General features: G+C 61.5%; 21 protein-coding genes and 2 pseudogenes. 11 read left to right on the top strand and 12 right to left on the bottom strand.

What is annotated here, in order from left to right:
• Positions 1-18: 18 nt before the first annotated feature.
• Both ACG873_RS24870 and ACG873_RS24865 read right to left on the bottom strand, forming a co-directional pair.
• On the bottom strand, positions 19-639 hold the full coding sequence (locus ACG873_RS24870) for a FadR/GntR family transcriptional regulator (RefSeq protein WP_394888458.1): 621 nt from the start codon (positions 637-639) through the stop codon (positions 19-21).
• A gap of 137 nt (positions 640-776) precedes the next feature.
• A complete protein-coding gene (locus ACG873_RS24865) occupies positions 777-1,703 on the bottom strand; it encodes a dihydrodipicolinate synthase family protein (RefSeq protein ID WP_394888457.1) in 927 nt (308 codons plus the stop codon).
• Between the two features lie 115 nt (positions 1,704-1,818).
• On the opposite strand from ACG873_RS24865, the gene araD reads away from it, so the two are divergent.
• From araD to ACG873_RS24815, 10 genes and pseudogenes are all read left to right on the top strand, one after another.
• Entirely contained in the window at positions 1,819-3,543 is a 1,725-nt protein-coding gene (gene araD / locus ACG873_RS24860; RefSeq protein ID WP_394888456.1) for an L-arabinonate dehydratase, read from the top strand.
• 11 nt (positions 3,544-3,554) lie between these two features.
• The gene (locus tag ACG873_RS24855) at positions 3,555-4,751 is read left to right on the top strand and encodes a mandelate racemase/muconate lactonizing enzyme family protein (protein ID WP_394888455.1); all 1,197 of its coding nucleotides are present in this window, start codon (positions 3,555-3,557) and stop codon (positions 4,749-4,751) included.
• A 12-nt stretch (positions 4,752-4,763) separates the two neighbouring features.
• The gene (locus tag ACG873_RS24850; RefSeq protein ID WP_394888454.1) at positions 4,764-5,159 is read left to right on the top strand and encodes a cupin domain-containing protein; all 396 of its coding nucleotides are present in this window, start codon (positions 4,764-4,766) and stop codon (positions 5,157-5,159) included.
• A 35-nt stretch (positions 5,160-5,194) separates the two neighbouring features.
• A complete protein-coding gene (locus ACG873_RS24845) occupies positions 5,195-5,797 on the top strand; it encodes a Bug family tripartite tricarboxylate transporter substrate binding protein (protein WP_394888453.1) in 603 nt (200 codons plus the stop codon).
• A complete protein-coding gene (locus ACG873_RS24840) occupies positions 5,794-6,138 on the top strand; it encodes a hypothetical protein (protein WP_394888452.1) in 345 nt (114 codons plus the stop codon). Before ACG873_RS24845 ends, ACG873_RS24840 begins: the two co-directional genes overlap by 4 nt.
• A gap of 61 nt (positions 6,139-6,199) precedes the next feature.
• The gene (locus ACG873_RS24835) at positions 6,200-6,691 is read left to right on the top strand and encodes a tripartite tricarboxylate transporter TctB family protein (RefSeq protein WP_394888451.1); all 492 of its coding nucleotides are present in this window, start codon (positions 6,200-6,202) and stop codon (positions 6,689-6,691) included.
• 3 nt (positions 6,692-6,694) lie between these two features.
• A pseudogene (locus ACG873_RS24830) lies at positions 6,695-7,717 on the top strand (tripartite tricarboxylate transporter permease); the annotation flags it as partial.
• A 46-nt stretch (positions 7,718-7,763) separates the two neighbouring features.
• The gene (locus ACG873_RS24825; protein ID WP_394893685.1) at positions 7,764-8,186 is read left to right on the top strand and encodes a tripartite tricarboxylate transporter permease; all 423 of its coding nucleotides are present in this window, start codon (positions 7,764-7,766) and stop codon (positions 8,184-8,186) included.
• A 229-nt stretch (positions 8,187-8,415) separates the two neighbouring features.
• Complete coding sequence (locus ACG873_RS24820; RefSeq protein WP_394888450.1) at positions 8,416-8,946, top strand: FecR family protein; 531 nt, start codon at positions 8,416-8,418, stop codon at positions 8,944-8,946.
• A 4-nt stretch (positions 8,947-8,950) separates the two neighbouring features.
• Positions 8,951-10,816, top strand: coding sequence for a CHASE2 domain-containing protein (locus tag ACG873_RS24815; protein WP_394888449.1), 1,866 nt, complete (start codon positions 8,951-8,953; stop codon positions 10,814-10,816).
• Positions 10,817-10,874: 58 nt separating this feature from the next.
• Here the strand turns inward: ACG873_RS24815 and ACG873_RS24810 are convergent, their stop codons facing one another.
• The 10 genes from ACG873_RS24810 to ACG873_RS24765 form a co-directional block, all read right to left on the bottom strand.
• Complete coding sequence (locus ACG873_RS24810; RefSeq protein WP_394888448.1) at positions 10,875-11,837, bottom strand: 4-fold beta flower protein; 963 nt, start codon at positions 11,835-11,837, stop codon at positions 10,875-10,877.
• Complete coding sequence (locus ACG873_RS24805; RefSeq protein ID WP_394888447.1) at positions 11,821-12,246, bottom strand: hypothetical protein; 426 nt, start codon at positions 12,244-12,246, stop codon at positions 11,821-11,823. The genes ACG873_RS24810 and ACG873_RS24805 overlap by 17 nt, the downstream gene beginning before the upstream one ends.
• Positions 12,247-12,781: 535 nt before the next feature.
• Entirely contained in the window at positions 12,782-16,009 is a 3,228-nt protein-coding gene (locus ACG873_RS24800; RefSeq protein WP_394888446.1) for a type I restriction endonuclease subunit R, read from the bottom strand.
• 30 nt (positions 16,010-16,039) lie between these two features.
• Positions 16,040-16,432: a hypothetical protein gene (locus ACG873_RS24795; protein WP_394888445.1), complete on the bottom strand. Its 393-nt coding sequence runs from the start codon at positions 16,430-16,432 to the stop codon at positions 16,040-16,042.
• Between the two features lie 27 nt (positions 16,433-16,459).
• On the bottom strand, positions 16,460-17,227 hold the full coding sequence (locus ACG873_RS24790; RefSeq protein ID WP_394888444.1) for an abortive infection family protein: 768 nt from the start codon (positions 17,225-17,227) through the stop codon (positions 16,460-16,462).
• Positions 17,224-18,531, bottom strand: coding sequence for a restriction endonuclease subunit S (locus ACG873_RS24785; protein WP_394888443.1), 1,308 nt, complete (start codon positions 18,529-18,531; stop codon positions 17,224-17,226). Before ACG873_RS24785 ends, ACG873_RS24790 begins: the two co-directional genes overlap by 4 nt.
• Complete coding sequence (locus ACG873_RS24780; RefSeq protein WP_394888442.1) at positions 18,524-20,425, bottom strand: type I restriction-modification system subunit M; 1,902 nt, start codon at positions 20,423-20,425, stop codon at positions 18,524-18,526. Before ACG873_RS24780 ends, ACG873_RS24785 begins: the two co-directional genes overlap by 8 nt.
• Before the next feature lie 105 nt (positions 20,426-20,530).
• Positions 20,531-21,649 (bottom strand): tyrosine-type recombinase/integrase, encoded by a 1,119-nt coding sequence (locus ACG873_RS24775; protein ID WP_394888441.1) that lies wholly within the window; start codon positions 21,647-21,649, stop codon positions 20,531-20,533.
• Entirely contained in the window at positions 21,642-22,130 is a 489-nt protein-coding gene (locus tag ACG873_RS24770; protein WP_394888440.1) for a helix-turn-helix domain-containing protein, read from the bottom strand. Before ACG873_RS24770 ends, ACG873_RS24775 begins: the two co-directional genes overlap by 8 nt.
• Before the next feature lies 1 nt (position 22,131).
• Positions 22,132-22,338: a helix-turn-helix transcriptional regulator gene (locus ACG873_RS24765; protein ID WP_394888439.1), complete on the bottom strand. Its 207-nt coding sequence runs from the start codon at positions 22,336-22,338 to the stop codon at positions 22,132-22,134.
• 721 nt (positions 22,339-23,059) lie between these two features.
• On the opposite strand from ACG873_RS24765, the pseudogene ACG873_RS24760 reads away from it, so the two are divergent.
• Positions 23,060-23,206 (top strand): annotated as a pseudogene (locus ACG873_RS24760) (hypothetical protein); the annotation flags it as partial.
• Positions 23,207-23,304 lie beyond the last annotated feature (98 nt).

Raw genomic sequence — 23,304 nt, 5'->3', positions numbered from 1 at the left:
CTGTTGTCGCATTCGCGGTTAGCTGGTTCCGACAAACACGCGTCTGCGAGCGCCTTCGATGTGGGCGCGCATGCGAGCCCGGGCAAGGTCGGGATCGGAGGCGCGGATGGCGTCCAGCACGCCGCGATGCTCGCCTATGGCTATGCCGAGACGCTGGGGCGGAGGGCGGCTCGAGAGCGTCGCCGCGATGGACATCCCGACGCGGATGGCTTTGGTGACCGAGGCGATGGTGCGCTGGTAATAGTCGTTTTCGGTCGCCCGCGCGATCGCCAGGTGGAAGGCGATGTCCTCCTCCGCGCCCAGCCGGTCCTCGGCGATGCAGCGTTCCATGGCGTCCAGCGTCGCCTCGATCTCCGCGATGCGTTCTGAAGAATGCCTGGTAGCGGCGAGATAGGCCGCTTCCCCTTCCACGCCGACGCGGAATTCGTAGCAGCGCTGCAGGTCCGCGACGCTGCCCGGCTCGGCGAAGTCGATGACGCGCTGGCTGGGCGCGCCGATCACATGGGTGCCCGCTCCCTGCCGGGAAGCGATGAGCCCGTCTATGCGCAGCCGCAGCAGGGCTTCGCGTATGACCGTGCGCGAGACCCGAACTGTTCCGCCAGCTCGATCTCGGTGAGGAGGCGGGTGCCCTTGGGCCATTCACCGTTGGATATCCGCTCGTAGATGCGCTGATAGACCGCGTCGCTGAGCGTCCGGCCGGCTGTCCCCTTAGTGCCTGGGGCCACAAGGTCGAATTCGCTCATTGGGCAGGCCACCTCGTCCGGTTTGCGTTGGTGCTAGGCTCGATTCTGGCAGGTCCTTTCCAGCGCCACAAGCGCGTCGACCGCGTGCTGCACCCTTTCCCGCTCGTCCCCGGGGATGTTGCCGGCCATGGGCAGGATCGGCCCCATGTCGGCTATTCCCGCCAGCGTCACCGCGTCGTGCATCACCGAGAAGCCGTTGATCGCGGCGCGCACCTTCTCGAAGGCGAGGAACGGAACAGCGAGACGGCCGGCCGTTTCGGCATCTTTAGCGCGATGAGCGGCAAGCAGCTTCATGGCCGCGCGCGGCGCGATGCACACGCCGCCCGACGTGTAGGTCCGCAGCCGGTATTGCGGCAGGTGGACATGGATCGGCGTCTCGCCCATGCCGCTCGCGACATTGCCGGAGCCGATCGCACTGCAGATATCGGCGAGATAGGTGTCGCCGGCCGGCTCATTGCGCTCGACGGCATATTTGACGAAGCTGACCACGCCGTCGGCCACCAGCGCTCCGATCCGCGCGGGGGCGAGATAGTGCTCGCGCTTGACATAGAGGATGAGCGGCGCGCCGAGCCGGTCCGCTGTGGCCCGGAGCGCCTTCTCGATGCCCTCGGGATGGGTGGGGAAGGTCATGGGCAGAGCCATCACGCCAGCGAAGTTCATGTCGCGCAGGCTTGTCGCCTCGTCCAGGAGCTTGCCGAAATCCGGGCCGATGGACGGGATGACATCGGTCGCTGCGCTCGGCGCCTCCGTCAGCAGTTCCATCAGCGCGGCGAAGCGCCCCAGATCGAAATGATAGAGATTGGCGTTGCCGCCATAGAGCAGCGCGCCCACGCCGCCTGCTTCTATGTGGCCGATCAGGCGCCGGTTCTGGTTCTCGGCTAGATCCAGCGTCCGCGTCCACGCCACCGGCGGAACGGCGACGACGGTGCGGCCCAGTTTCTCGGCAATCTTGTCGACCATGGAGAGCTCCTATGCTGCGGCTTCGCTCTGAATAAGATTGTATAACAAATTTGTAAATAGCAGGGATTGTATGATCTAGACGGGAATGATAACACAATCCGGCCATGACGGAGGAATGATGCCTAAAAGCCTGAAAAACCTGCGCAGCCATCGCTGGTTCGGCGTGAACGACCTGCGCTCGTTCGGCCACCGGTCGCGCCTGCTGCAGATGGGCTATGAGCGGACCGACTTCATGGGAAAGCCGGTCATCGGCATCTTCAATACATGGTCCGACATCAACCCGTGCCATGCGCATTTCAAGGTGCGGGTCGAGGAGGTGAAGCGCGGCATCTGGCAGGCAGACGGCTTCCCGCTCGAGCTGCCGGCGATGACCTTGTCGGAGCCCTTCCAGAAGCCCACCACGATGCTCTACCGCAATTTCCTCGCCATGGAGGTGGAGGAGGGCATGCGCTCCTATCCCATCGACGGTGCGGTGCTGATGGGCGGATGCGACAAGACCGGGCCGGCGCTGCTCATGGGGGCGCTTTCGGCCAATCTTCCGGCCATCTTCGTGCCGGCGGGGCCGATGCTGCGGGGAAACTGGCGCGGAAAGGTGCTGGGTTCGGGCTCCGACACCTGGAAATACTGGGACGAGAAGCGTGCCGGCAACATCACCGAGGCCGATTGGCGCGAGATGGAGCAGGGAATAGCGCGCTCGCACGGCACCTGCATGACCATGGGCACGGCCGCCACCATGATGTCGGTGATCGAGGCCATGGGTTTCTCGCTCCCCGGCTCATCGTCGATTCCCGCGCCGGATTCCAACCATCCGCGCATGGCCTCCGAATCCGGCCGCCGCATCGTCGAAATGGTCTGGGAAGACCTGCTGCCGTCGAAGATCGCCACTCCCGCCGCCATCGACAACGCCATCTCGGTCCACCAAGCCATGGGCGGCTCGACAAACGGCATCATCCATATCCTGGCCATGGCGCACCGCGCGGGGCTCGACCTTACCCTCGCGCGCTTCGACGAGATATCGCAGCGCGTGCCCGTCATCGCCAATGTCCGGCCCTCGGGCACGATGCTGATGGAGGACTTCTATTATGCCGGTGGCCTGACGGCGCTGATGGCGGAGCTTGGCGATCTGATAGACCGCACCTGCCTCACCGTCAGCGGCCGCGCGATCGGCGAAGGGCTTGCGGGCGCAGTGGTCCACAATCCCGATGTCATTCGCCCGCTCTCCAATCCGGTCTATCCGCGCGGCGGCACGGCCGTCCTCAAGGGCAATCTTGCGCCGGATGGCGCGGTGATGAAGCCGTCAGCCGCCGAGCCCCGCTTCCTTAAACATCGCGGCCCCGCGCTGGTGTTCGACAGCTATGCGGAAATGAAGGCAGCGGTCGAAAGCGACGACCTCGACGTCACCGTCGACCACGTGCTCGTGCTGCGCAACGCAGGCCCACAGGGCGGGCCTGCGTTGCCCGAATGGGGCATGCTTCCAATCCCGAAGAAGCTGGTCAGGCAGGGTGTGCGGGACATGCTGCGGCTCTCCGATGCGCGCATGAGCGGCACCTCCTACGGAGCATGCGTGCTTCACATAGCACCCGAGTCCTATGTCGGCGGACCGCTGGCGCTGGTGCGCAACGGCGACTTCATCGTTCTGGACGTGGAAGCGCGCAGGCTCGACCTCGATGTTGACGAGGCAACGCTCGCCCGCCGCCGCGCCGAATGGATCCCGCGCGAGCCGCGTCTGGCGCGCGGCTACGGCGCCATGTTCGCGCGCCATGTCAGCCAGGCCAATGAAGGCTGCGACTTCGACTTCCTGGCGGCAGGTGCGCCGCTGCCCGAGCCCGAAATCTATTGATGGAACAGACTATGCTGCAGACCCAGTTATCCGCAAAAGACTCGATCAAGATCACCGGTGTGACGCTCCACACGGTGCGCACGCGCCGCCGCACCGGGGCGATCAGCTCGCACATCGTGCTCGAGCTTGCGACCGATGCCGGCATTGTCGGGCTTGGAGAGATTTCCGACCTCGATTGCTACCGCATGTACATGCCCGATCCGGAGGCCGTACGTGTGGGGATCGAGAAGGTGGCGCTCGGCCAGAACGCGTTCGAAATCGCGGCGCTGCACGAGCGGCTGCTGGCTTACATGCCTGTCTACTTCCGCTACGCCAACAATTATCCCCCCTTCACCCCCGCCTCGCAGATCGCGGCGGGCGTCGAGATGGCCTTCTACGACATCGTCGGCAAGGCCTTTGGCACCCCGGTGTACAATTTGATCGGCGGCAAGGTGCGCGACAGCTTTGAGATCACCTATCCGGTGTTCCAAGCCAAGAAAGAAAGCGATACCGAACGCTATCTCGGCTACACCGCCGAACTCGTCGCCGAGGGCGTCAACCGGTTCCGCTATTATGTCGGCGTCGATTTCGATCAGGACGAACGCTTCCTCAAAGCCTTCCGCGACCGTTTCGGCAACTCGGTGCAGTTGAAGGCGCTGGATTTCCAGGGCCATTTCCACTGGCGCGACACACTGCGCATCTACGAGCGCTTCAAGGAATATGATTTCGAACTCATAGAGAGCCCCTGCTGGGCCGAGGACTATGAGGGGATGAGCGAACTGCGCCGGCGCATCGACGTTGACATCTCCGAGCACATATCGAGCCAGGCCCAGGCCATGCGCATGATCAAGGCGGGTGCGGTGGACGTGTTCAACATCACCATCCAGTCCGGCGGCATCTATCAGGCCAAGAAGCTCTTCGACCTCGCGGAGGCGGCCGGCCTCAAATGCCTGATCAGCACCACCCAGGAGATGAGCCTGGGCACCGCCGCCAACGCCCATCTCGCGGCGGTCATCCCGCAACTCCACTATGCCGGCGATCCGGTCGGGCCGCTGCTCTATGTCGAGGATGTGGTCACCGAGCCGCTGCGCTACGAGGGCACGCGCCTGATCGTGCCGACCGGCCCGGGCCTCGGCTTCGAGCTCGACCGCGACAAGCTCGAGGCGCTGCGCGGTCCGCTGCTCGAATGGGACCGGCCGGCGCACGGCGCGAACTACGTTTCGGATTGAGGAGGGCAAGTCATGAACACTGAGCCGCTGGGCGCCTTCAAGCTCTTCAACGTCATGAAGACCCTGGAAGGCCATCCGCCCCGCACCAATTTCAACGTCTTCCGCCTCGACGACAAATACAACCTGCGCATCGCCGAGGTGACGGGACGCTTTCCCTGGCATCGCCATACCAATGGCGACGAGGGCTGGCTGATCCTCAAGGGCGCCCTGCAGATCGATGTCGAGGGCCGCGAGCCCATCGTCATGCGACAGTTCGAAGGCACGTTGATCCCCAAAGGACATCGTCATTCGCCGATCGCGCTCGAGGAGGGCACGGTTGTCGCCGTGTTCAACGTCAACGGACTTGAGCACGAGTTCAAGGAGGACAAACCCGAAACCGGCGCGTTCTCGGAAGCCGACGTGGCTTGAAGCCCGTCAACGATCACAGGGAGGAAGCCTAGATCATGAAACATATGCTCACCGCGGCCGCTTTTGCCATTGCCGGCATTTTGTCGACCGACGTGGCCTTCGCGCAGGTCGACTATCCAGTAGATTCCGTGCGCATCATGGTGCCCGCCGCACCGGGCGGCTCGACCGATGTCGACGCGCGCATCTTCGGCGACTATTTCCAGAAGCACTCGGGCTCCAGCGTCGCCATCGTCAACCAGCCTGCGGGCGGAGGTGTGGTAGCGGCGCAGACAGTGGCCACTTCGCCTGCCGACGGGAGTGTGCTCTATATCTGGCACGCGGCGGTCCACACCACCAATCTCTCCGGCCAGTCGCCCTTCGCTTATACGGACCTCACCCCGCTTGCCACTGTCGCCGAATATAACGACGTCTACGCCGTGCGCGCCGACGCGCCTTATTCGACGCTGCCCGAACTCGCGGATCATGCGCGCAAGAACCCGGACGGTATCACGATCGGCTCGCAATTCGGCGGCACCACGCAGGTCAAGGGCGATGCCATCAACGCGCTTTCCGATGGCGCTATGCGCGTGGTCGACGCAGGCGGCGAATCGGATCGCATCATTGCGCTTCTGGCAAGCAGGTGGACGTCATCTCGATGAGCGTGGCGAACGCCAAACAATATGTCGAGGATAGGCAGATCAAGGTGCTGGCGGTGATCAACGAGCGCGCCGATCCATTTGCCCCCGATTTCCCCACCGCCAAATCGCAGGGCGTCGAAATCTCATTCCCGCTCGTCTTCACCGTCTATGGCCCGCCCGCGATGGACGAGGCGGCGGTCTCGGCTTTCGAGAACGTGCTGGCGGCCATGAAGGCGGATCCGGAATTCTCGGCGGCGCTGGAGAAGGGCTCGCAGGTTCCTGCGGTGCGCGGCCCAGCCGAGACCAAGGAGTTCCTGGCCAAGGAACTGGAATTCGTCAAATCGCTGATGGGCGGCAAATAGAAGCCGCGCGATCTACGGGGCGGCCCGCGGGACGCCCCGGCCATATGGGGAGGAACCTGTGATGAAGGCAGACAGGATACTGGGCGCGGGCTTCGTTCTGCTCGGGTTCGCCATGATATGGCTGATGTATCGGCTTACCGCCCCAAGCCTGGGGCAGGGCGATCCCGGTCCTGCCGTGCTGCCTGCCGCGCTCGGCATTCTCTTCGTGCTACTGGGTAGCGTTCTGGCGATCCGGCGTGTCGCGCCGCCTCCGCCGGCGGTGGAGGCGGGAGTCGGCGAGAACGCCGACACCGCAACAATGATCCCTGCCGAACCGGCACTCTTCAGCATCATCCACCTCGTCAATCTCTGCGCCTATGTAGCGCTTTTCGAGAAGGCGGGCTTCAGCCTCTCCACTTTCGTCTTCCTGTCCATCGCCATCTTCCTGTTCGGCCCTCGCACGGTGCGGAGTGCGATCGTCGCCATCCTCGCCGCGGCAGTCGTGACCTTCGTGGTCGGCACGGGCCTGCGCGTGCTGGTCGGCGTTCCCCTTCCTGGCGTCTTTCTGGGTTAGATCATGCTAGAGCTCTTCTTCATCAATCTGGGCCAGCTCCTTTCGCTCGACACGCTGGCGATAATGCTTGGCGGACTTCTGGTGGGCCTCTTCTTCGGTGCGTTGCCGGGGCTCAGCGCCACCATGGCGGTGGCGTTGCTGCTGCCGGTCACCTTCGCCATGCAGCCCGACGTAGCCATCGCCATGCTGGTCGCGACCTATATCGGCGGTATCACCGGCGGCCTCGTGTCGGCGACCCTGCTGCGCATCCCCGGAACGCCGTCCTCGATCGCAACCACCTTCGACGCCTATCCGCTCGCCCGCAACGGCGAGGCGACCAAGGCGCTTGCCACCGGAATGGTCGCCAGCGCCGTCGGCGGACTGATGAGCCTTGTCGTGCTGGTCGCCTTCGCGCCGGCGCTGACGCGCCTGGCCATCCGCTTCGGCGCCCATGAATTCACCGCGCTCACACTTGCGGCCCTCATGCTGGTGGTGGTGCTTGCGCAGGCCAATGTGGTCAAGGGACTGCTCTCGGCGACGCTCGGTCTCGCCATCGCCACCGTGGGCTTCGCGCCGATCGGAGCTGCGCAACGCTTCACCTTCGGCTCCATCGATCTCATGGCCGGCATCGGCATCGTGCCCTTCATGGTCGGGCTCTTCGCCATCTCCGAGATGATCCGCCAGACGGTCGAGCCGTCGCTGCGCATCAAGCCGAATTTCGACATTCGCGGCAGTGGCGTACGCCTGGCCGAATTTGTCGGCAACGGCTGGAACATGCTGCGTTCGGGTGTGATCGGCATCGCTATCGGCATCCTGCCCGGCATCGGCGGATCGGCGTCCAACCTCGTCGCCTATGGCGCCGCCCGCCAGGCTTCCAAGACGCCGGAACGCTTCGGCAAGGGCGCGGTGGAGGGCATCTACGCTTCCGAGACGGCCAACAACGCCAGTGTCGGCGGCGCGCTGCTGCCGCTGATCACGCTCGGCATCCCGGGAGACGGAGTGACCGCAGTCCTAATTGGCGGCTTCACCATCCACGGACTGCAACCCGGACCGCTCCTGTTCCGCAACGAGCCGGACCTCATCGCCATGATCTATGCCGCCTTTTTTCCTCGCTACAGTCCTTTTGCTGGTGATCCAGCTCGCCACGATCAGGCTTTTCCCCCGCGTGCTTCTGGTGCCGCGCCGCTTCCTTCTGCCGGTGCTTGTCGTGCTGATGGTCGTCGGCACCTATGCCTCGGGCAACCGCTTGTTCGAGGTCTGGCTCATGCTCGGCTTCGGGGTGCTGGGCTACGGGATGGAGCGCTACGGCTTTCCGCTGGGCCCGATGGTGCTGGGTTTCGTGCTCGGGCCTATCTTCGAGACCAATATGCGCCGCGCCATGATGTATTCCAACGGCGATCTGACCGAGTTCGTAAGTCGCCCCATCTCCGCAGGCCTGCTTTTCGTGGCGGTTGCGCTGCTGGCCTACGGCATTATTTCACTGGTGCGGCAACGGCGCGTAGTGGCCACCGGCTAGACTAATATCCGCGATGCTATGCCCCACGTCGGCTTGCGATGGCGAAAATCCATCGCCAGCATCGGTTGAATTGTTCCTTTCAGGGGAACCGGGCTATACTGATGAATAGAAAACATCGGCATTTGTAGCGGACATACCTCGGCTCGATTCACCTTGAGCTAATTTTGCTTCAGTCCGTAGCCGGTGGCGATGCGTGAACGTATTGCAACGATACGAGGAGGCATCTTCCGTGAGTGCGAGCTACCGAGCCATTTGCAGCGCGAGCGTCGTCTTCCTGATGGTGTTTTGGGCGACCGTTGCATTGCCGCAATCTGCCGGCCTGGGATGCAACCTGGAGCAAACTGCGGGTGCCTCAAGGCAAGTCCTGCGCTGCCCGGGCGGTGTGAGGATCACCACCGAAGGCGGTGCTCGATATTCACTGGCGGACCGTAATCAGGACGGAAATGCCGACGGTGTCATTTTACGACGGAAGGCGTTGCTGCTTGAGGTCCCGACTGGACAAACGCCTGGGTTCGTCGTCGTCACGCCCCAGGCGATTGCCGCCGTGCGAGGCACGAAATGGGCGGTGGACGTGCAGGGTGGCAAGACCTCGGTCTTTGTCGTCAACGGTCGCGTCGGTGTTCAACGGCCAAGCTCGAGCGCCGGCGTCCTGCTGGGCCCGGGCGAAGGCGTCGATGTCGAACGCGGAACGACTCCCTTGACCGTCAAGCGTTGGCCGGCGGCGCGCGTGTCTGCATTGATGGCGCGCCTGGGAGAATAAAGCCTTGAAACGCCGGGCGCTCCCGACGCTGATTGCACTGCTTCTGGCAGGGCTTTGGGGTGCGGGCCTGGGCTATTTTCACTGGCGCGGCGACATGTGGTTTCTCGATCGTGTCGAGGCCACCATGACTGATGTTCGAACGCTGATCAGGGGAACGGCGAGGCCGCCTGATTTGATCACGATCGTCGCGATAGACGACGAGGTCGCGAAAGACCAAGGCTACCCCCTGGGCCGCGCCACGCTGGCTCGCCTCATAGACGAAATCGCGCGCCTTGATCCGAAGGCGATCGCAGTTGACCTGCTGCTCGTCGATCCAAAGGAAAGACAGGACGACGAAGCGCTGGCGCGATCGCTTGGCGGGAGTGCGGCCGTGATCGCGGCGGCAGCGGTTTTCGCGGGCGGCAAACAGTGGATACCACCCGAAACCGACGGTCCCCTCGTTCGGGTGCCGAATGCGGAACGATTTCTGATGCCGCTGCAAGCGTTTTCCGACGCCGCCGCGGTTGGCGTTGTGAATGTGGCCACCGACCAGACGGGAACGCCCCGCTTCGTTCCGCTGCTGTTTCGTTCGGGAGACCAGGTTGAAGCCTCTCTCCCTTTGCGTGTCGCCGCGCTGGCGATCGGAGCCGAGCCTGAGATCGAGCCCAACCGCCTGCTTTTGGGAACGCGGTCGATCCGGACGGATCTGGGCCACCTTCTCCCTCTCGCCTTCTATGGCCCGCGCGGCACCATACCCACGATCAGCGCCGCGACCGTGCTCGCGGGACAATTGGACGACGGCGAAATTCGCAATCGGATTGTCGTGATCGGGGCAACTGTAACCGGCGGCGGAGATGTGTTTCCTACCCCCTTTGACCCGGTGCTCCCAGGCGTCGAGGTGATCTCCACGGCGATCGCCCACCTGACCGCCGGCGACGGTATCGTGAGAGACCAGCATGTTCGTCTCGTCGATGCCGGCTTTGCCGTGGTCCTGCCTATGATCCTCGTCGCGCTCGTGGCCTGGCGGCGCAGCGCGATCGGCCTGGCAGCCGTCATCGGCGTGGTGCTGGCCTGGGCCCTAGCCAACGTAACAGCCTTTTCGAACGGCATATGGTTGAGCGCCGCGCTGCCCATGGCAGCCGCTGCGCCTCCGGCGATCCTGTTCGGAGCCGCGCAGCTCTGGCGCGACAGGAACCGCGCGCAATATTTCGCCACGCAGAGCCGGTTGCTGCAGAAAGTGCAAGCGCCAGGGCTGGGCCAGTGGCTGGCAAAGCATGGCGACTTCCTTCAGGAGCCGGTGAGTGAAGACGCGGCGGTCGTGTTCATCGATCTGTCCGGCTTCACCGGGTTGAGCGAGACCTTGGGGCCGAATGCCACTCGCGAACTGCTGAGCGCGTTTCACACGCTGGTTGACGAGGAGGTAACGGAGTGTGGCGGCATCGTCACCAGTTTCATGGGTGACGGAGCGATGATCCTGTTCGGCCTGCCCGAACCGGCGGCCGGTGATGCGTCGAATGCCGCCAGTTGCAGCGTCAGGCTATCCAATCGCACCAAAGCCTGGCTTGCCGCCCTGCCTGGATCCACCTCATCGCGTCTGGGCTATAAAATCGGAGCGCATTTCGGCACGGTCATCGCGTCGAGACTGGGCGGCGAAAGCCACCAGCACATCGCGGCCACCGGCGACACCGTCAATGTCGCCAGCCGCCTGATGGAGGTTGCCGCCAGCCACCGGACCGAACTTGCCGTCAGCAACGAGTTGCTGCACGTCGCCGGAGAAGACTGCGAGCTTTACAAGTCGGGCGCCCTTCACGGGCCGATCGAAACAAATATTCGAGGGCGATCCGGCTCGCTAGCAGTCTGGCTTTGGAAGGATACCGAAGTCGCGACGTGATCGAACGACTGCTCATCGCGGACATCGATCTCGACCAGGGCTAGCCGATCATCGGAGATCAGCGGGCGTGCTGGCTGGGGCGCTTTGGAAGTAGAATTCGCCTGAGCCTTCCGAGTACTCGTCGCACCAGCGAACGCCTCGGCTTGTGGAAGTAACGGCTTGCGGCTTCGATGAATGGATCAGCCGCCCAGGAGAATTGCTGACCTGGATAAACGGGCGGCCGTTCCTTGTGGAGCGGGGCTGGCGCACGTTGCTTGGCTCCCTTCGGGGGACGCATGAAGATCGAAACCGAGTGGTCGCTCCGATCCGCCTGTGGAGTCACGAAGCACCTCTCACCTCGGGAATTGAGAAGCGTGTTGTGTTTGACCCATCCGACGAACCGTCCTTGAGTGTCGTGGATCACGCCATCGGCAACCACGCCGATAGCGGTACCGTCCCACCGGTACACCTTGCTGTCTGCAATGAACAACGAAGCTTGCCCATCGCTGCTGAAGAATTCGAGGACGGCCCCCTTGCGAGCCTCCCGAATGTCGTCCCGAAACATTCGCGCGGCCTCAAAGAACCACTTGTCACGCGTGAGCTTGAATAGCTCCAGCTGCTGGCGAACTGTGCGCTCCGGAAGATAGTCTTTCTTGGTTGGTTCCCGCAGGCTGTAGCGATTAATTTTGCCGGGCCGGCGAAATTCTAGCACGTGATGCCGCATCGTCGTTATCGCGCCGTCCACGATCGCTGCGGAGGTTTCACAAAGTGTGCTTGTCGCGTAGACCTGTAGCCCAAATAGCGCGTGGATATGCCCGTTCAGAACCCGCGTCGGATAGCCGTCGTCAGCGGGATACTCATCGAGCCAGAGAAAGCCGTCCTCGCCGATGAAAGTGAACCAAGGCCGATCGTTCCCGCCTCGGTTCACGACCTGAAAGGCGCGAGCGTATTCGTGCGCAAGTTCGATTGCGCCGAGATCGGGAAAGCTGCGAGCAACGCGGCAGAGCGCGTGCAGGATGAAACCGTTACCTATCGCGCTCACCCAACCCTGGGGAAAGTTTATAGCCCTCGCGCGGGAATTCGAAGTCGTACCGCGTAAAACGCGCTCCCTCATGCAGCAGCGAATAGCGCTTGGCAGTCTCGATCAATTCGCTCAGGACTATCGCGCAATCCTGTTCTGCTTCGGGGTTCTCTGCAGCGAAGCCAAGCACCTGGGCGCAGTTCAGGTAGAAGCGACTCGGCTCGAACGGTTGGCCAAAGTCCTTGAGATATTCGTCGGGCCAAGCACTGGGGATGGTTTCGGACGCTGGATGCCATCCTGTTGGAGGCAACGCGGGGAGGGGCGAATGCGGCTCGAAGCTCGCGTTGACTTTGTAATGAAGCCGACGAAATGAAGTGCGCGCGTTCAGCTGCCAAATTTCAGGCTGTTCTTTCAAATTACCGCCCTTCATAAGGTGGACAATGTCCGCCTTATCCAAAACCCCAAGCCTCAATAGCAGAGATAGGAATATTATGACAACAATGCTGAAATCCAGCGCCGACGGGAGGTCCCGGCAACGATCACGCTGGACGGGGTGAAGGCTCGGACAATTACCGGTTTGCAGCCGGGTTCGGCGTTGACACGATCGACGACTGGACGTGGCGGGAGGAAGCTGTCCGCTCGACCGACACGATAAAGTTCCTGAGCGGGATATCGGCAAGCAGCATCGGACGCCAACGGACCACAAAAAAAGCCCGGTAGGCTGGGCTTTTTGCTGTGCTTCTGGACCATACTAAACGGTCTAGAATCTTAACTGGAATGGTGCCAGAAGAGGCGTCGAAGACGGAGGTTAAACTATTGTTTATAAATCGTAAAAGTCGATGCGGGTTTTGGAATACCAACAAATATACCAACATTCTCAAATGTCACCCGCCTGTGACACAGTCTCGACGCTAAGATTATCCCATGCGACGAGGCGCCGCACCACGACAAGAATATTCGGCATTTTAGGAAGCCCAACTCGCCGACAAAGCCTCCGCCTGTCTCAGGACAGTCTGCACAGCTGCGTCTTGCAGGTCTGGCGGATAGCCATGTCTGCGAAGGATGCGTTTGACAAGCACACGCATGCGCGCCCGCGCACTTTCCCGGTGCGACCAGTCGACGGTGACGTTGCCTTTGAGGCTTTCAAGCAGTTCGTGGGCGATAACCTTAAGGGAATTGTTTCCCAATACGTCCACGGCGCTCTCGTTTTCGGCCAGCGCGTCATAGAACGCGATCTCGTCCTGCGTCAGCCCCTCGTCCTCGCCCCGCCGAAGCGCAGCGCGGACATCCTTGGCAAGTTCGATCAGTCGCTGGATCACCTCAACGGTGCTGATCGCATTGGTGTGGTAGCGCGCGATCGCGTCTTCGAGACGCTCGGAAAACCGCTTCGTTTCGACGATGTTGGTCTTGCTGCGCGAACGAATTTCGCCGCTGAGTAGTTTTCGGAGCGCTTCGAGCGCAAGGTTCTTTTTCTCCAATGCCTGAATCTCGGCGAGAAACTCGTCCGAAAGGATCGAGATGTCAGGCGTCTTGATCCCGGCGGCGGCGAGGATGTCGACGATCTCCGTGGAGACGACGGCCCGATCGAGGATTTGCTGAATGGCGAACTCGCGATCGACACCGGAGCGGACGCCATTGTCAGCCGATTTCACGAGCGCCGCGCGCACCGCTTGGAAGAAGCCGACTTCGTCGCGTACGGCTCGGGCCTCGTCGCTGGCCGAGGCGAGCGCGAACGCCTTCGACAAGGCTAGTACCGAATCCTGATAGCGGCGGTTCTCGCGCCGTTTGCCATCCTCGGTCGTCTCTCTTGCCGCCGCTTCGTGCTGGCGGATTAGGGTCCATTCGATTGCTTCGGCAAGCACGACTAGACGTTGGTGATCCGTCCCGGCGAGCCCGCGCGCATAGTCAAAGCCATGGAACATGGTCTTGACCACTTCATAGGCCTCCAGCAGCGCGGCGACCGCTTCCGCTTCGTCGATGCCGGCCTGGCGCTGGTCCGCGCCGGAATATTGTTGGAGCGCCTTCTTGAGATTGTCGCCGATGCCGATGTAGTCGACGACAAGACCAGCCGGCTTGTCGCGGAACACGCGGTTAACGCGGGCGATCGCCTGCATCAGTCCATGACCCTTCATAGGCTTGTCGACATACATCGTGTGCATCGACGGCGCGTCAAAACCGGTCAGCCACATATCGCGCACGATGACGAGCTTCAGCGGGTCGTTGGCGTCCTTTGCTCGCTTGGCCAGCAAGTCGCGGCGACCTTTCGTTCCGATATGCGGCTGCCAATCCTGCGGGTCGGATGCCGAACCGGTCATAACGACCTTGATCGCGCCGGCCTCGTCGTTGCCGTTGTGCCAGTCCGGCCGGAGCGCCGCGATTTCCTGGTAGAGAGCGACGCAGATGCGCCGGCTCATGCACACGATCATGCCCTTGCCATCGAGCGCAGCCGAACGCGCTTCGAAGTGTCGGACGAGATCGGCGGCGATCATCTGGAGGCGCTTCTTCGAGCCGACCAGCGCCTCGATTGTCGCCCATTTGCGCTTGATGCGTTCCTGCTCGGTGATCGCCTCGTCTTCGGTCAGTTCCTCGATCTCAGCGTCGATCGCCGGCTTCTCGTCTTCAGGCAGTTCGATCCGCGCCAGCCGGCTTTCATAGTAGATCGGCACGGTCGCGCCGTCCTCGACCGCGCGGCTGATATCGTAGATATCGATATAGTCGCCGAACACGGCCGCCGTGTTGGTATCGTCTTTCTCGATCGGCGTTCCTGTGAAGCCGATGAAGGAAGCGTTGGGCAGCGCGTCGCGCAAATATTTGGCGAATCCGTAGGCGATAACCCCGGTCTTGCGCTCGATCTTCGCGCCAAAGCCGTACTGGCTGCGATGCGCCTCGTCAGCGATCACAACGACGTTGCGCCGGTCCGACAGCATCGGAAACACCGCTTCCCCGGTCGCGGGCGAAAACTTCTGGATCGTCGTGAAGATCACGCCGCCGGACGCGCGCGCCAGTTCCCTCTTGAGGTCCTCGCGGCTGTCGGTCTGGATCGGCGTCTGACGGATGAGGTCGCGGCACATGGCGAACGTGCCGAAAAGCTGGTCGTCGAGGTCGTTGCGGTCGGTGATGACGACGATCGTCGGGTTTTCCATTTCGGGATGCCGGACGAGCTGGCCGGCGTAGAACGCCATAAGCAGGCTCTTGCCAGAGCCTTGCGTATGCCAGATGACGCCGATGCGCTTGTCGCCCTTGCCGTAGCCGGCGACGCCGGGCAGCCCATAGGAAACCGGGTTTTCCCGCATCCCCGGCGAATAGGATGCGCTATCGTCGCCCCGGTTGAGCGCCAGCGCCCGCAAGGTCGACCTCACAGCGCGGCCGACGGCGTGGAACTGGTGATACCCCGCAATAATCTTTGCGAGGCCGGAACCAGTCTCTCCGAAGACGGTGAAATCCCGCAACAGGTCGAGGAGCCGCTGGCGGTCGAAAACTCCCTCGATCAGCACGGAAAGTTCCGGCTGGCCTTTCGCGGCGACCATCGCGCCATCGGTGGTTCGCCAGGGCATGAAGCGTTCCTGGTCGGCGGTAAGCGAACCGACCCGCGCCGTCAGTCCGTCGGACGTCACCAGCACCGCATTTGTGCGGAACAGCGAGGCTATTTGTGCCTTGTAAGTCTGGAGCTGGTTGTGCGCGCCGGCAAGCGTCGCATGTTCGCTGCCGGGCGCTTTCAGTTCGATCACGCCGATCGGAAGGCCATTGATGAAGACGACGATGTCAGGCCTTCGGTTGGTTCGTCCGTCTACTACGGGAAACTGCCCCGTTGCTAGCCAGTCATTGGCGGCGATGTCGTCGAAATCGACCAACCGCACCTTGTCGCCACGGATCGTCCCGTCTTCCGTATAGAACTCGACATCCACGCCTTCGACCACCAGCCTATGCAGCCGCCGGTTCTCCTCGACCAGCGACGGCATTTCGGTCGCCAGCACCTTGCGCAGCGCGTCGTCGCGCGCTTCCGCCGGGATCGTCGGATTCAACCGTTCGATCGCGACGGTCAGCCGCCGCACCAGGATCACGTCGGCATAGGCGTCGCGTTCGGGATTGCGGCCGTCCGGGCCGATCAAGGCATCGGTCGCAAGGGCGTAACCGAGCGATCCGAGCTGATCGAGCACGGTCGTTTCCAGCGCAGCTTCAGAGAGGAAGGCCATAGTCCAGTTCCCCGCGCCCGTTATCGCATCTCACGCACCGAAATAGCTGTCGAGAAACGCGGCCTCATCATCGTCGAGCGCGGCGATCTTGTTGTGAGCGTGCCCATACAGCTTCCGGGACAGGCCGATCATCGGATTCGCGCCGCGGGAGTCGCGGTAGGGCTCCAGGTGCTCGACCATCAGCCTTGCTTCCGGCCGGACCCGGTCCACCCGGGCCACGATCGCGATACGTCCGCTTTCTGGCAGCCGCCGCAGGACGGTTGCCCGCGCCCACAGACCGTTGCCGCCTCGTGTTTCTGAACTCCACAGAAAGATCGTATCGCCTGCGCTAATAGCATCACCGCCATACATGCCTCTTTCACGGATCGTCATAATGTCGTCAGCGTCAGGGCTAGCCGGAGCGCTCTTTGCGATGAACGGCATGTCAAGCTCCCTCTAGGTCTGCTCTGGTCATGACCCTGCCTCGCGGAACAACGAACCGGAAAGTGCTGCCTTTTCCGCCTCGCGGCAAGCATTGAGAGCGGTTTTGTAGGCTTCGCGGTCGACACCGAACAAAAGGCGCGACGCTTCGATTGCGAGCGCAATCTCTTCTCCGCCTGGCAGATAGACGCGCACGCTCAAATTACCTTCCTCGTCGGCTTCGGCGTCGAATGCAACGTGCTTCTCGATCAGTGCGTTTGATGCTTCGAAGCGTTCGTAAGGCTCGAAAGTCCGGACCGGATCGGGCTCCCTTTCGAGATAGCCCTGATGCAGGAACGTCACGATCGCGTCGGCCGCTAGGAGCGCGGCGCGTCTATGATGGACCGAGAGCTTCTGGCTGAGGCCATTCTTGCCGTGGCTGATCGTGCCGGCGATGTCGCGGAATCTTCCGAGAGCCTCGGTCAGGCTGTAGTGCTGCGAAATGATCTTGCTGAACGGGTCGTCGCGGCTCTCGACAAGCGCCATCAGCCGGAAAGCTGCCGACACCCAATTGTTGAAACTGGGATGCGCGCCCTTGATCGGGCTGTCGGGCCAAGTGGCGATTGGGTTGATCGGATCATCCAGTTCCTGGATCAGTAGGCGGCAAGCGCATTCGACGAAGCCTTTCGCGGCGTCGATGCACGCGTCGTTCTCGTCGACAAACTCGCGCTCCAATGTCTCGAAAGTCTGTTGCAGCATCGGCGCGTGTTTCCAATGCGTGCAGAACGCCCGTATGCCCGGATACCAGTCAGCGCTCATGCCCCCTTCCCGACGATTGTCTCAGCTTCCTTGACGCGAACCTCACCGGACATGAGCTTTGGCAGGAGTAGGTCGCGGGTAGCAGCGAGAATTCGACTTTCTCTTTGGTTAGAAATGATCTGTTCGAAAATTGGTCGAATAACTTCGTTGCCACTCCTTACAATGCTTCGGGGTGGAATTACGGTTTTAAGAGAGGAGACAATCTTTGTGGTTAGACTGCCGCGAGAGCTATTGCTATCGGACATCTGACGAAGCTCATCGTAACGACGGCTTACATCCAAAAACAACAAAAAATCAGTAGTGACTGCCGGATTCGCAGACATCGCGATAACAGACTGGTTAATATACATCTGCTCTGCAATCAAGGATGCTTGTCCGCGTGTATTTCCTTGTCCCGCACTAGCGATTACCGTGCTCAGCGCGGAAGCACGTCTGGTGGACGAATTTTCGACGCCTGCTGCCGTTATGGTTCGGTCGGTTTCTGTAACTACCAGATTTCGTGTTTCACCGGATGAAAGCCATGCGATCCCACCGCCCCAGTAGGTCTTTTCAGTAGTTGAGGGTGTGCCACCACTGAAAATGGTAGAGCAACACGCGCCGAGAGACGCCGAAGTCCACCCTATTGGTTTTTCCTCGTCATCGAGCCGATCCGGGAAAAGCGACCAAACCTCAGGCGCGAGATAAGGGTCGCGGCCTTCGATCTTGGCGCGGGTCGGACCGAAGTCGACAAACCAATCCTTGAAGATCTCCCGCGCTATCGCCTCCAGCGTCTCGTTCATCCGCCGGTTCAACTCGATCTTGTCGTCGAGCGCACCAAGTAGCATACCGATCCGTTGCTGATCGGCAAAAACCGGGAACGTAATCGGCACCGAGCGCAGTGCCTTTTGGCTAATCCCCAAGACAGTTGTTCCGGTGGCATAGCTCGCCAAAATGCCTTGTTGCATTGGTGACGTTAGCAAATAGCGGAGGAACGTGTTATCCAGCTTCTCGGCCTTGCCGCGCATACAAACGATGCGCTGCCCCAGCGCAAACTGGGCCGTTTCGTTGTCAAGCTGAATGACCTCTCCCATTGGCGCTTCCGTCGTCATCACAACGTCGCCGGGGCGTGGGAGCCCCCGGACCATCCAAGTTGGATAATAGTTCCGGGATATCATTTGTTGAATTGGCCGGAGAAGACCGGTCGTCTTAACCACCTTGGCGGATAGCACTGGAATGCCTGCGTTCGACTTAGGCGGGCTCTTCCCACGGTAGTCAAGCAGGGTCTCAAGGCAGTCGTCCAGAGGTTCGGTCTTCCATTCAGCCATCGACCCGCACTCCGGCAAGCCTGATTCGGATCGTCTCCGTTAGTTTATCAGCTTGTGCGAATTGTTCTTCGAGCATGACTTGCAGCGTAGAAAGCCGTTCGGGGAACGGTAATTTGTTATCCTCCACGTCTGCCGCGCCAACATAGCGGCCTGGCGTCAGCACGTAGCCGTGCCTTTTGATATTCTCCAGGCTAGCCGCCTTGCAGAAGCCAGGCACGTCTGCATATGCGCCCGCATCGGCTTCGCCGCGCCACGCGTGATAGGCGCGCGTGATCCGATCGATGTCGGCGTCGGAGAATTCCTTGCGCGTGCGGTCTACCATGTGGCCAAGTTTGCGCGCGTCGATGAAAAGGATTTCGTTTCGGCGGTCGCGCAGCTTCACGTCGCGCGCGACGCCGTTGGAGCGGTCGCGCGCGAGGAACCACAGGCAGACGGGAATCTGCGTCGAATAGAACAGCTGGCCCGGCAATGCCACCATACAATCAACCACGCCCGGCGCGCCGCTTACGCCCTCTATCAACGCGCGGCGGATTTCACCCTCGCCATTCTGCGTCGATGACATCGAGCCGTTAGCGAGAACCACGCCTGCCACGCCTGCCGGCGCGAGGTGGTGCGCGATGTGCTGAACCCAGGCGAAATTGGCATTGCCGGCCGGCGGCGCGCCGTAGCGCCAGCGCGCGTCCTCGCGCAGCCGATCGCCGCCCCAGTCGGAAATGTTGAATGGCGGATTGGCGAGGATGTAATCGGCCCTTAGGTCGCGCAACTCGTCCTTATGGAAGCTGCCCTCGCTGTTCCATTTGATGTCGGCGTCGATGCCGCGCACAGCGAGGTTCATCTTGCAAAGCCGCCACGTCGTGTAGTTCGATTCCTGCCCATAGATGGCGATGTCGCCAATCCGACCGCCTTGCGCCTCGACGAACTTCTCCGACTGTACGAACATGCCGCCTGAGCCGCAGCACGGATCGTAGACCCGGCCCTTGTAGGGCTCGATCATCTCGACCATGACGCGCACGACCGAGCGTGGCGTGTAGAATTCGCCGCCGCGCTTGCCTTCCGAGCCGGCGAATTGGCCGAGAAAATACTCATAGACGCGGCCGAGCACGTCACGCGCCTCGCCGCGCTCCGCGCCAAGCGCGATGCCGGAGATCAGATCGATTAACTCGCCGAGCATCACCGCGTTCAGTGCAGGCCGCGCATAGTCCTTCGGCAAGACGCCTTTGAGGCTCTCGTTGCGCTTCTCGATCGCCAGCATCGCCTCGTCGATCAGCCTGCCGATCGAGAGCTGCCTAGCGCTTGCGCGAAGATGCGACCAGCGCGCCTCCTTCGGCACCCAGAACACGTTTTCGGCTGCGTATTCGTCGGGGTCTTCCGCGCCGTCGGGATAGTCCGCCAGCAATTCCGCGCGCTTTGCCTCAAAGCTATCGGAGATGTGCTTGAGGAAGATCAGCCCGAGCGCGACGTGCTTGTAATCCGACGGCTCCATATTGCCGCGGAGCTTGTCGGCCGTCTTGAACAGTTCCGCCTCGAAACCAAGATTGCCGCCATTGGATTTGACGGGTGTTGCCCTGCCGCGTCTGGGCGAGGTCGGCTGATCGGCAAGCTTTTCATCGGCGGTGGCTGAATTTTCCGCCTCTCCCGGAGACGAAAATCCCGGCGGTGGGTTCTTGCGGAGTATCTCTGCGATCATAGCGCGGTTGGTGCGGTCTACGAGCGCTACCGAACCGCCGCGCCCGCGGCCTGCCTCGATCGCGCCGGTTGCGAGAAGGTCGTGCTTGACCGCATTGTAGGTCACTTCATCCCAGTTCAGCGCCTGGCGGAGCTTTCCGTTGCCGGCCGAACCGCGCATCTTCCTCAACGCGTTCAAGAACGCGTCGGCCTGTGCTTGCTCAACCATTGATTCTCCCAAACCCGGCCGTTTGTCTGCTTCGTGTCGGACCGCATAGAATCAGGCGTGACTGCCGCTGGCAACAGCGAATGACTGTCATACCGTCCGGCCCGCTCAGGCGGCGTGTCGGCTGAGCGCGGCGACAACCGCTTTTGCGATTGTGTCGGCGTCGAGCGGACCAAGTCGCTCCGCCGCCGCGCCGGTTGTCTGCCGCGAGCGAAGCTGATCGAAGATTTCCGCCTGGCGATGGCCGGGAACCGCGCCGTAACTAGTGAACGTGGTCGCGACATGCTCATGCCCGAGATTCTGGCTCCACGCCTTAAAGGCCTCCGGCGAAGGACAAATTCGTTCTCCCAGCATGGTCAGCGTGTTCCGGAACGAGTGCGGGTTGAAATAGGGCAGGCCCGCTTGCTCGAATGCCGTCTTGAAAATCGTCCGGATCGCCGCGGCGCTTTTCCAGTGCTTGCGGTCCAGCCCGCCGTTCTCGAAACCGCCGCTCAGGCCCAGCGTCACCTTGGTCGCCGGAAACAGCGGATCGCCCGGCCCCCATCGCTTTTCCTTTTCCAGCCATGAGATCCATTCCGTCACGATGGCTTCGACATCGGCGCCCACCGGAAAGAACCATGTGGTGAACGTCTTACGGTTCTTCGTCCGCACGTCCCGCGCGTCCTGAAACACGGTTCGCCTGGCGAGATCGACATGCTTCAGCGACATCGAGGCAAGCGCGTTGTCGCGCGCGCCGGTCAAAAATGTGAAGGCGATCAGCGCCCGGTCGCGCTTTTGAATATCGCTTCCGGCCGGCATGGATTCGAGCACCCGTTGGATTTGCTCGATGCTGGCGACCGGCTTATCGCGCACCGCTTTGGCTATGCGATCGTCATTAGCGGACGCGTTGAAATATTCGGCGTCGGAATAGGTGAGCTTCGAACGGAAGCCCGGTTGCTCGGCCAGCCATTGGAAGAACGCCTTCATCGCCGCTAGCCGCGAAGAAATGGTCGCCTTGGCCAGCGGCTTTCCCGTCTCGACGTTCGTTCGTTCGGCCAGTTGGCGTTTGTATTTTTGCGCCCATTCGATCCGAAACTGGCGGAAATCGCGGTACCCGGTTGCGGCTTCGAAATCTGCTATCGCCGCCGCCACCTGATCGACGCTCGATTCCGCAAGCCGCTTGGCGTGTTTCAGGAAATCGAAGTAACGCCGCTTCGTCCGCTCATTTTCGGGATGGTGCTTACGCATGGGTTTTCGGCTCCTTTTGCAAGTGATCATTCGCGGAGGGTTGGCCGCTATCATCTATGCGTGGCAGCGGCTCCACGATCGTCACGTCCAGAAAACCTCGAATCGCCTCAAGCTGGGCGTGCGAGGTGCGCCGGTGCATCAGGTTTCCGCAATCCGGACAGAGCGCCCGAAGGTTGCCCGACGTTGCATTGATCGGCACGAATTCCGCCATGCCCCCGGCCGGCTGGCGCACGTCCTGGCATTTGACGCAATAGCAGGTGCCCGGCGGACAAGATCGCTTCGGACGGGCTTGCCTAGCCATGTAATCGGCAAGATCAGGGCCGAGGATCAAGACGGGCTTGCGATCCCGGATCGCGGGCAGGCCCTTGTCGATCCAGCGTCGCACCGTTCCCTTGGCCGCACCGATCGTGCGAGCGGCTTCATCGATCGTATAGCTGCGATGGATTTTAACCTTGCGCCGGTCGAGCCGGTGCCGTGCCATCTCAAGCGGCTCCGCGATCGATCAGCGCACGAATGTCATCGACGCGCCAGGCCGTGATGCGCGGACCGAGCTTGACCGGTTTTGGAAACCGTCCGTCTTTGACGCCCGCCCACCATGTGGACTTGCTGACGGGGATCGGCCCATTCGGCGCAAGGATAGATGCCAGCCGTATGAAGCCGGCCGCTGGAAGTTCATTGACGTTCGACATGATGCCGCCTTGTGCTGTTGCGTGTGAGGCGGTTCTATGAAGGTTGATTTGCGTTGTGGCCGAATTCGGTTTTGCCCCTACCGAATTCGGGTTAATGCCCGGCAACATCGAGATGTTTGTAACAGGCGGACACACTTGGTTGATGGCTTGATGCGGATTGCTCTACTTGCGCGGGACTGTCTGGCTGGCGACGACGGGTGCAGAGATGAGTATAGCTTCGCTCGTCGCCTTTGAGCTGACTGCCTGGCGGGGATGTCGCCGGCGAGCTTTGCTAAGGTCAATTACTGGCCGTTGCGACCATGGTCGTGACGCTCGCAAAAAGAGTAGGAATTCATGCATATATTAACTAACCACACAGTTTAATATGGTTACTCATTTACAAATTTTTGGAGCCGACATCTAATTGCCTACTCTGTTCGCCTAATGCGGTCCGGCGAACCAATAAAGATTATGCCCAAGCAAGGGCTAGACGAGTGTGGGGTGGGGTAACTGGCCGAAACCAGAGCAGAATCTTGCGTTCGACTCTAATGCGCTGGCTAGCGCATTAGATCAGTAGATTTTGCTCAGCGATTCACTAGGCGACCCCCGAAAGGGTCTGCCTGACCATTTTGCTTAACCTCGCCATCACCTTTCTTTTCCGCGATCCATCGTGATCGGGGAAGTGCCGCATACCAACTGTCTCGGTGGACGAACATTTGAACCAGGAATAGGGCGATCAACAATGGCAACCGGCGTTTCAGGCGACGATACGATCGTGGGGACAAGCGCAAGTGAAACGCTCAACGGCGGAGCTGGCGACGACACCATCTCTGGGGGCGCTGGCAATGACCGAATAGTTGCCGGAGCCGACGATGATACGGTCGATGGAGGCGCCGGCAGCGACATTGTAAACGGGGATTCCGGAAGCGACACCCTGATTTACACGCTCTCTGAAAACATCATCTCCGGACTAAAAACAGTCGACAC

Source organism: Allomesorhizobium aridi, assembly GCF_043769475.1.
Classification (GTDB): Bacteria; Pseudomonadota; Alphaproteobacteria; order Rhizobiales; family Rhizobiaceae; genus Allomesorhizobium.
Note: the sequence above shows the minus strand (reverse complement) of the source record. Positions and strands in the feature narration are given on the sequence as shown.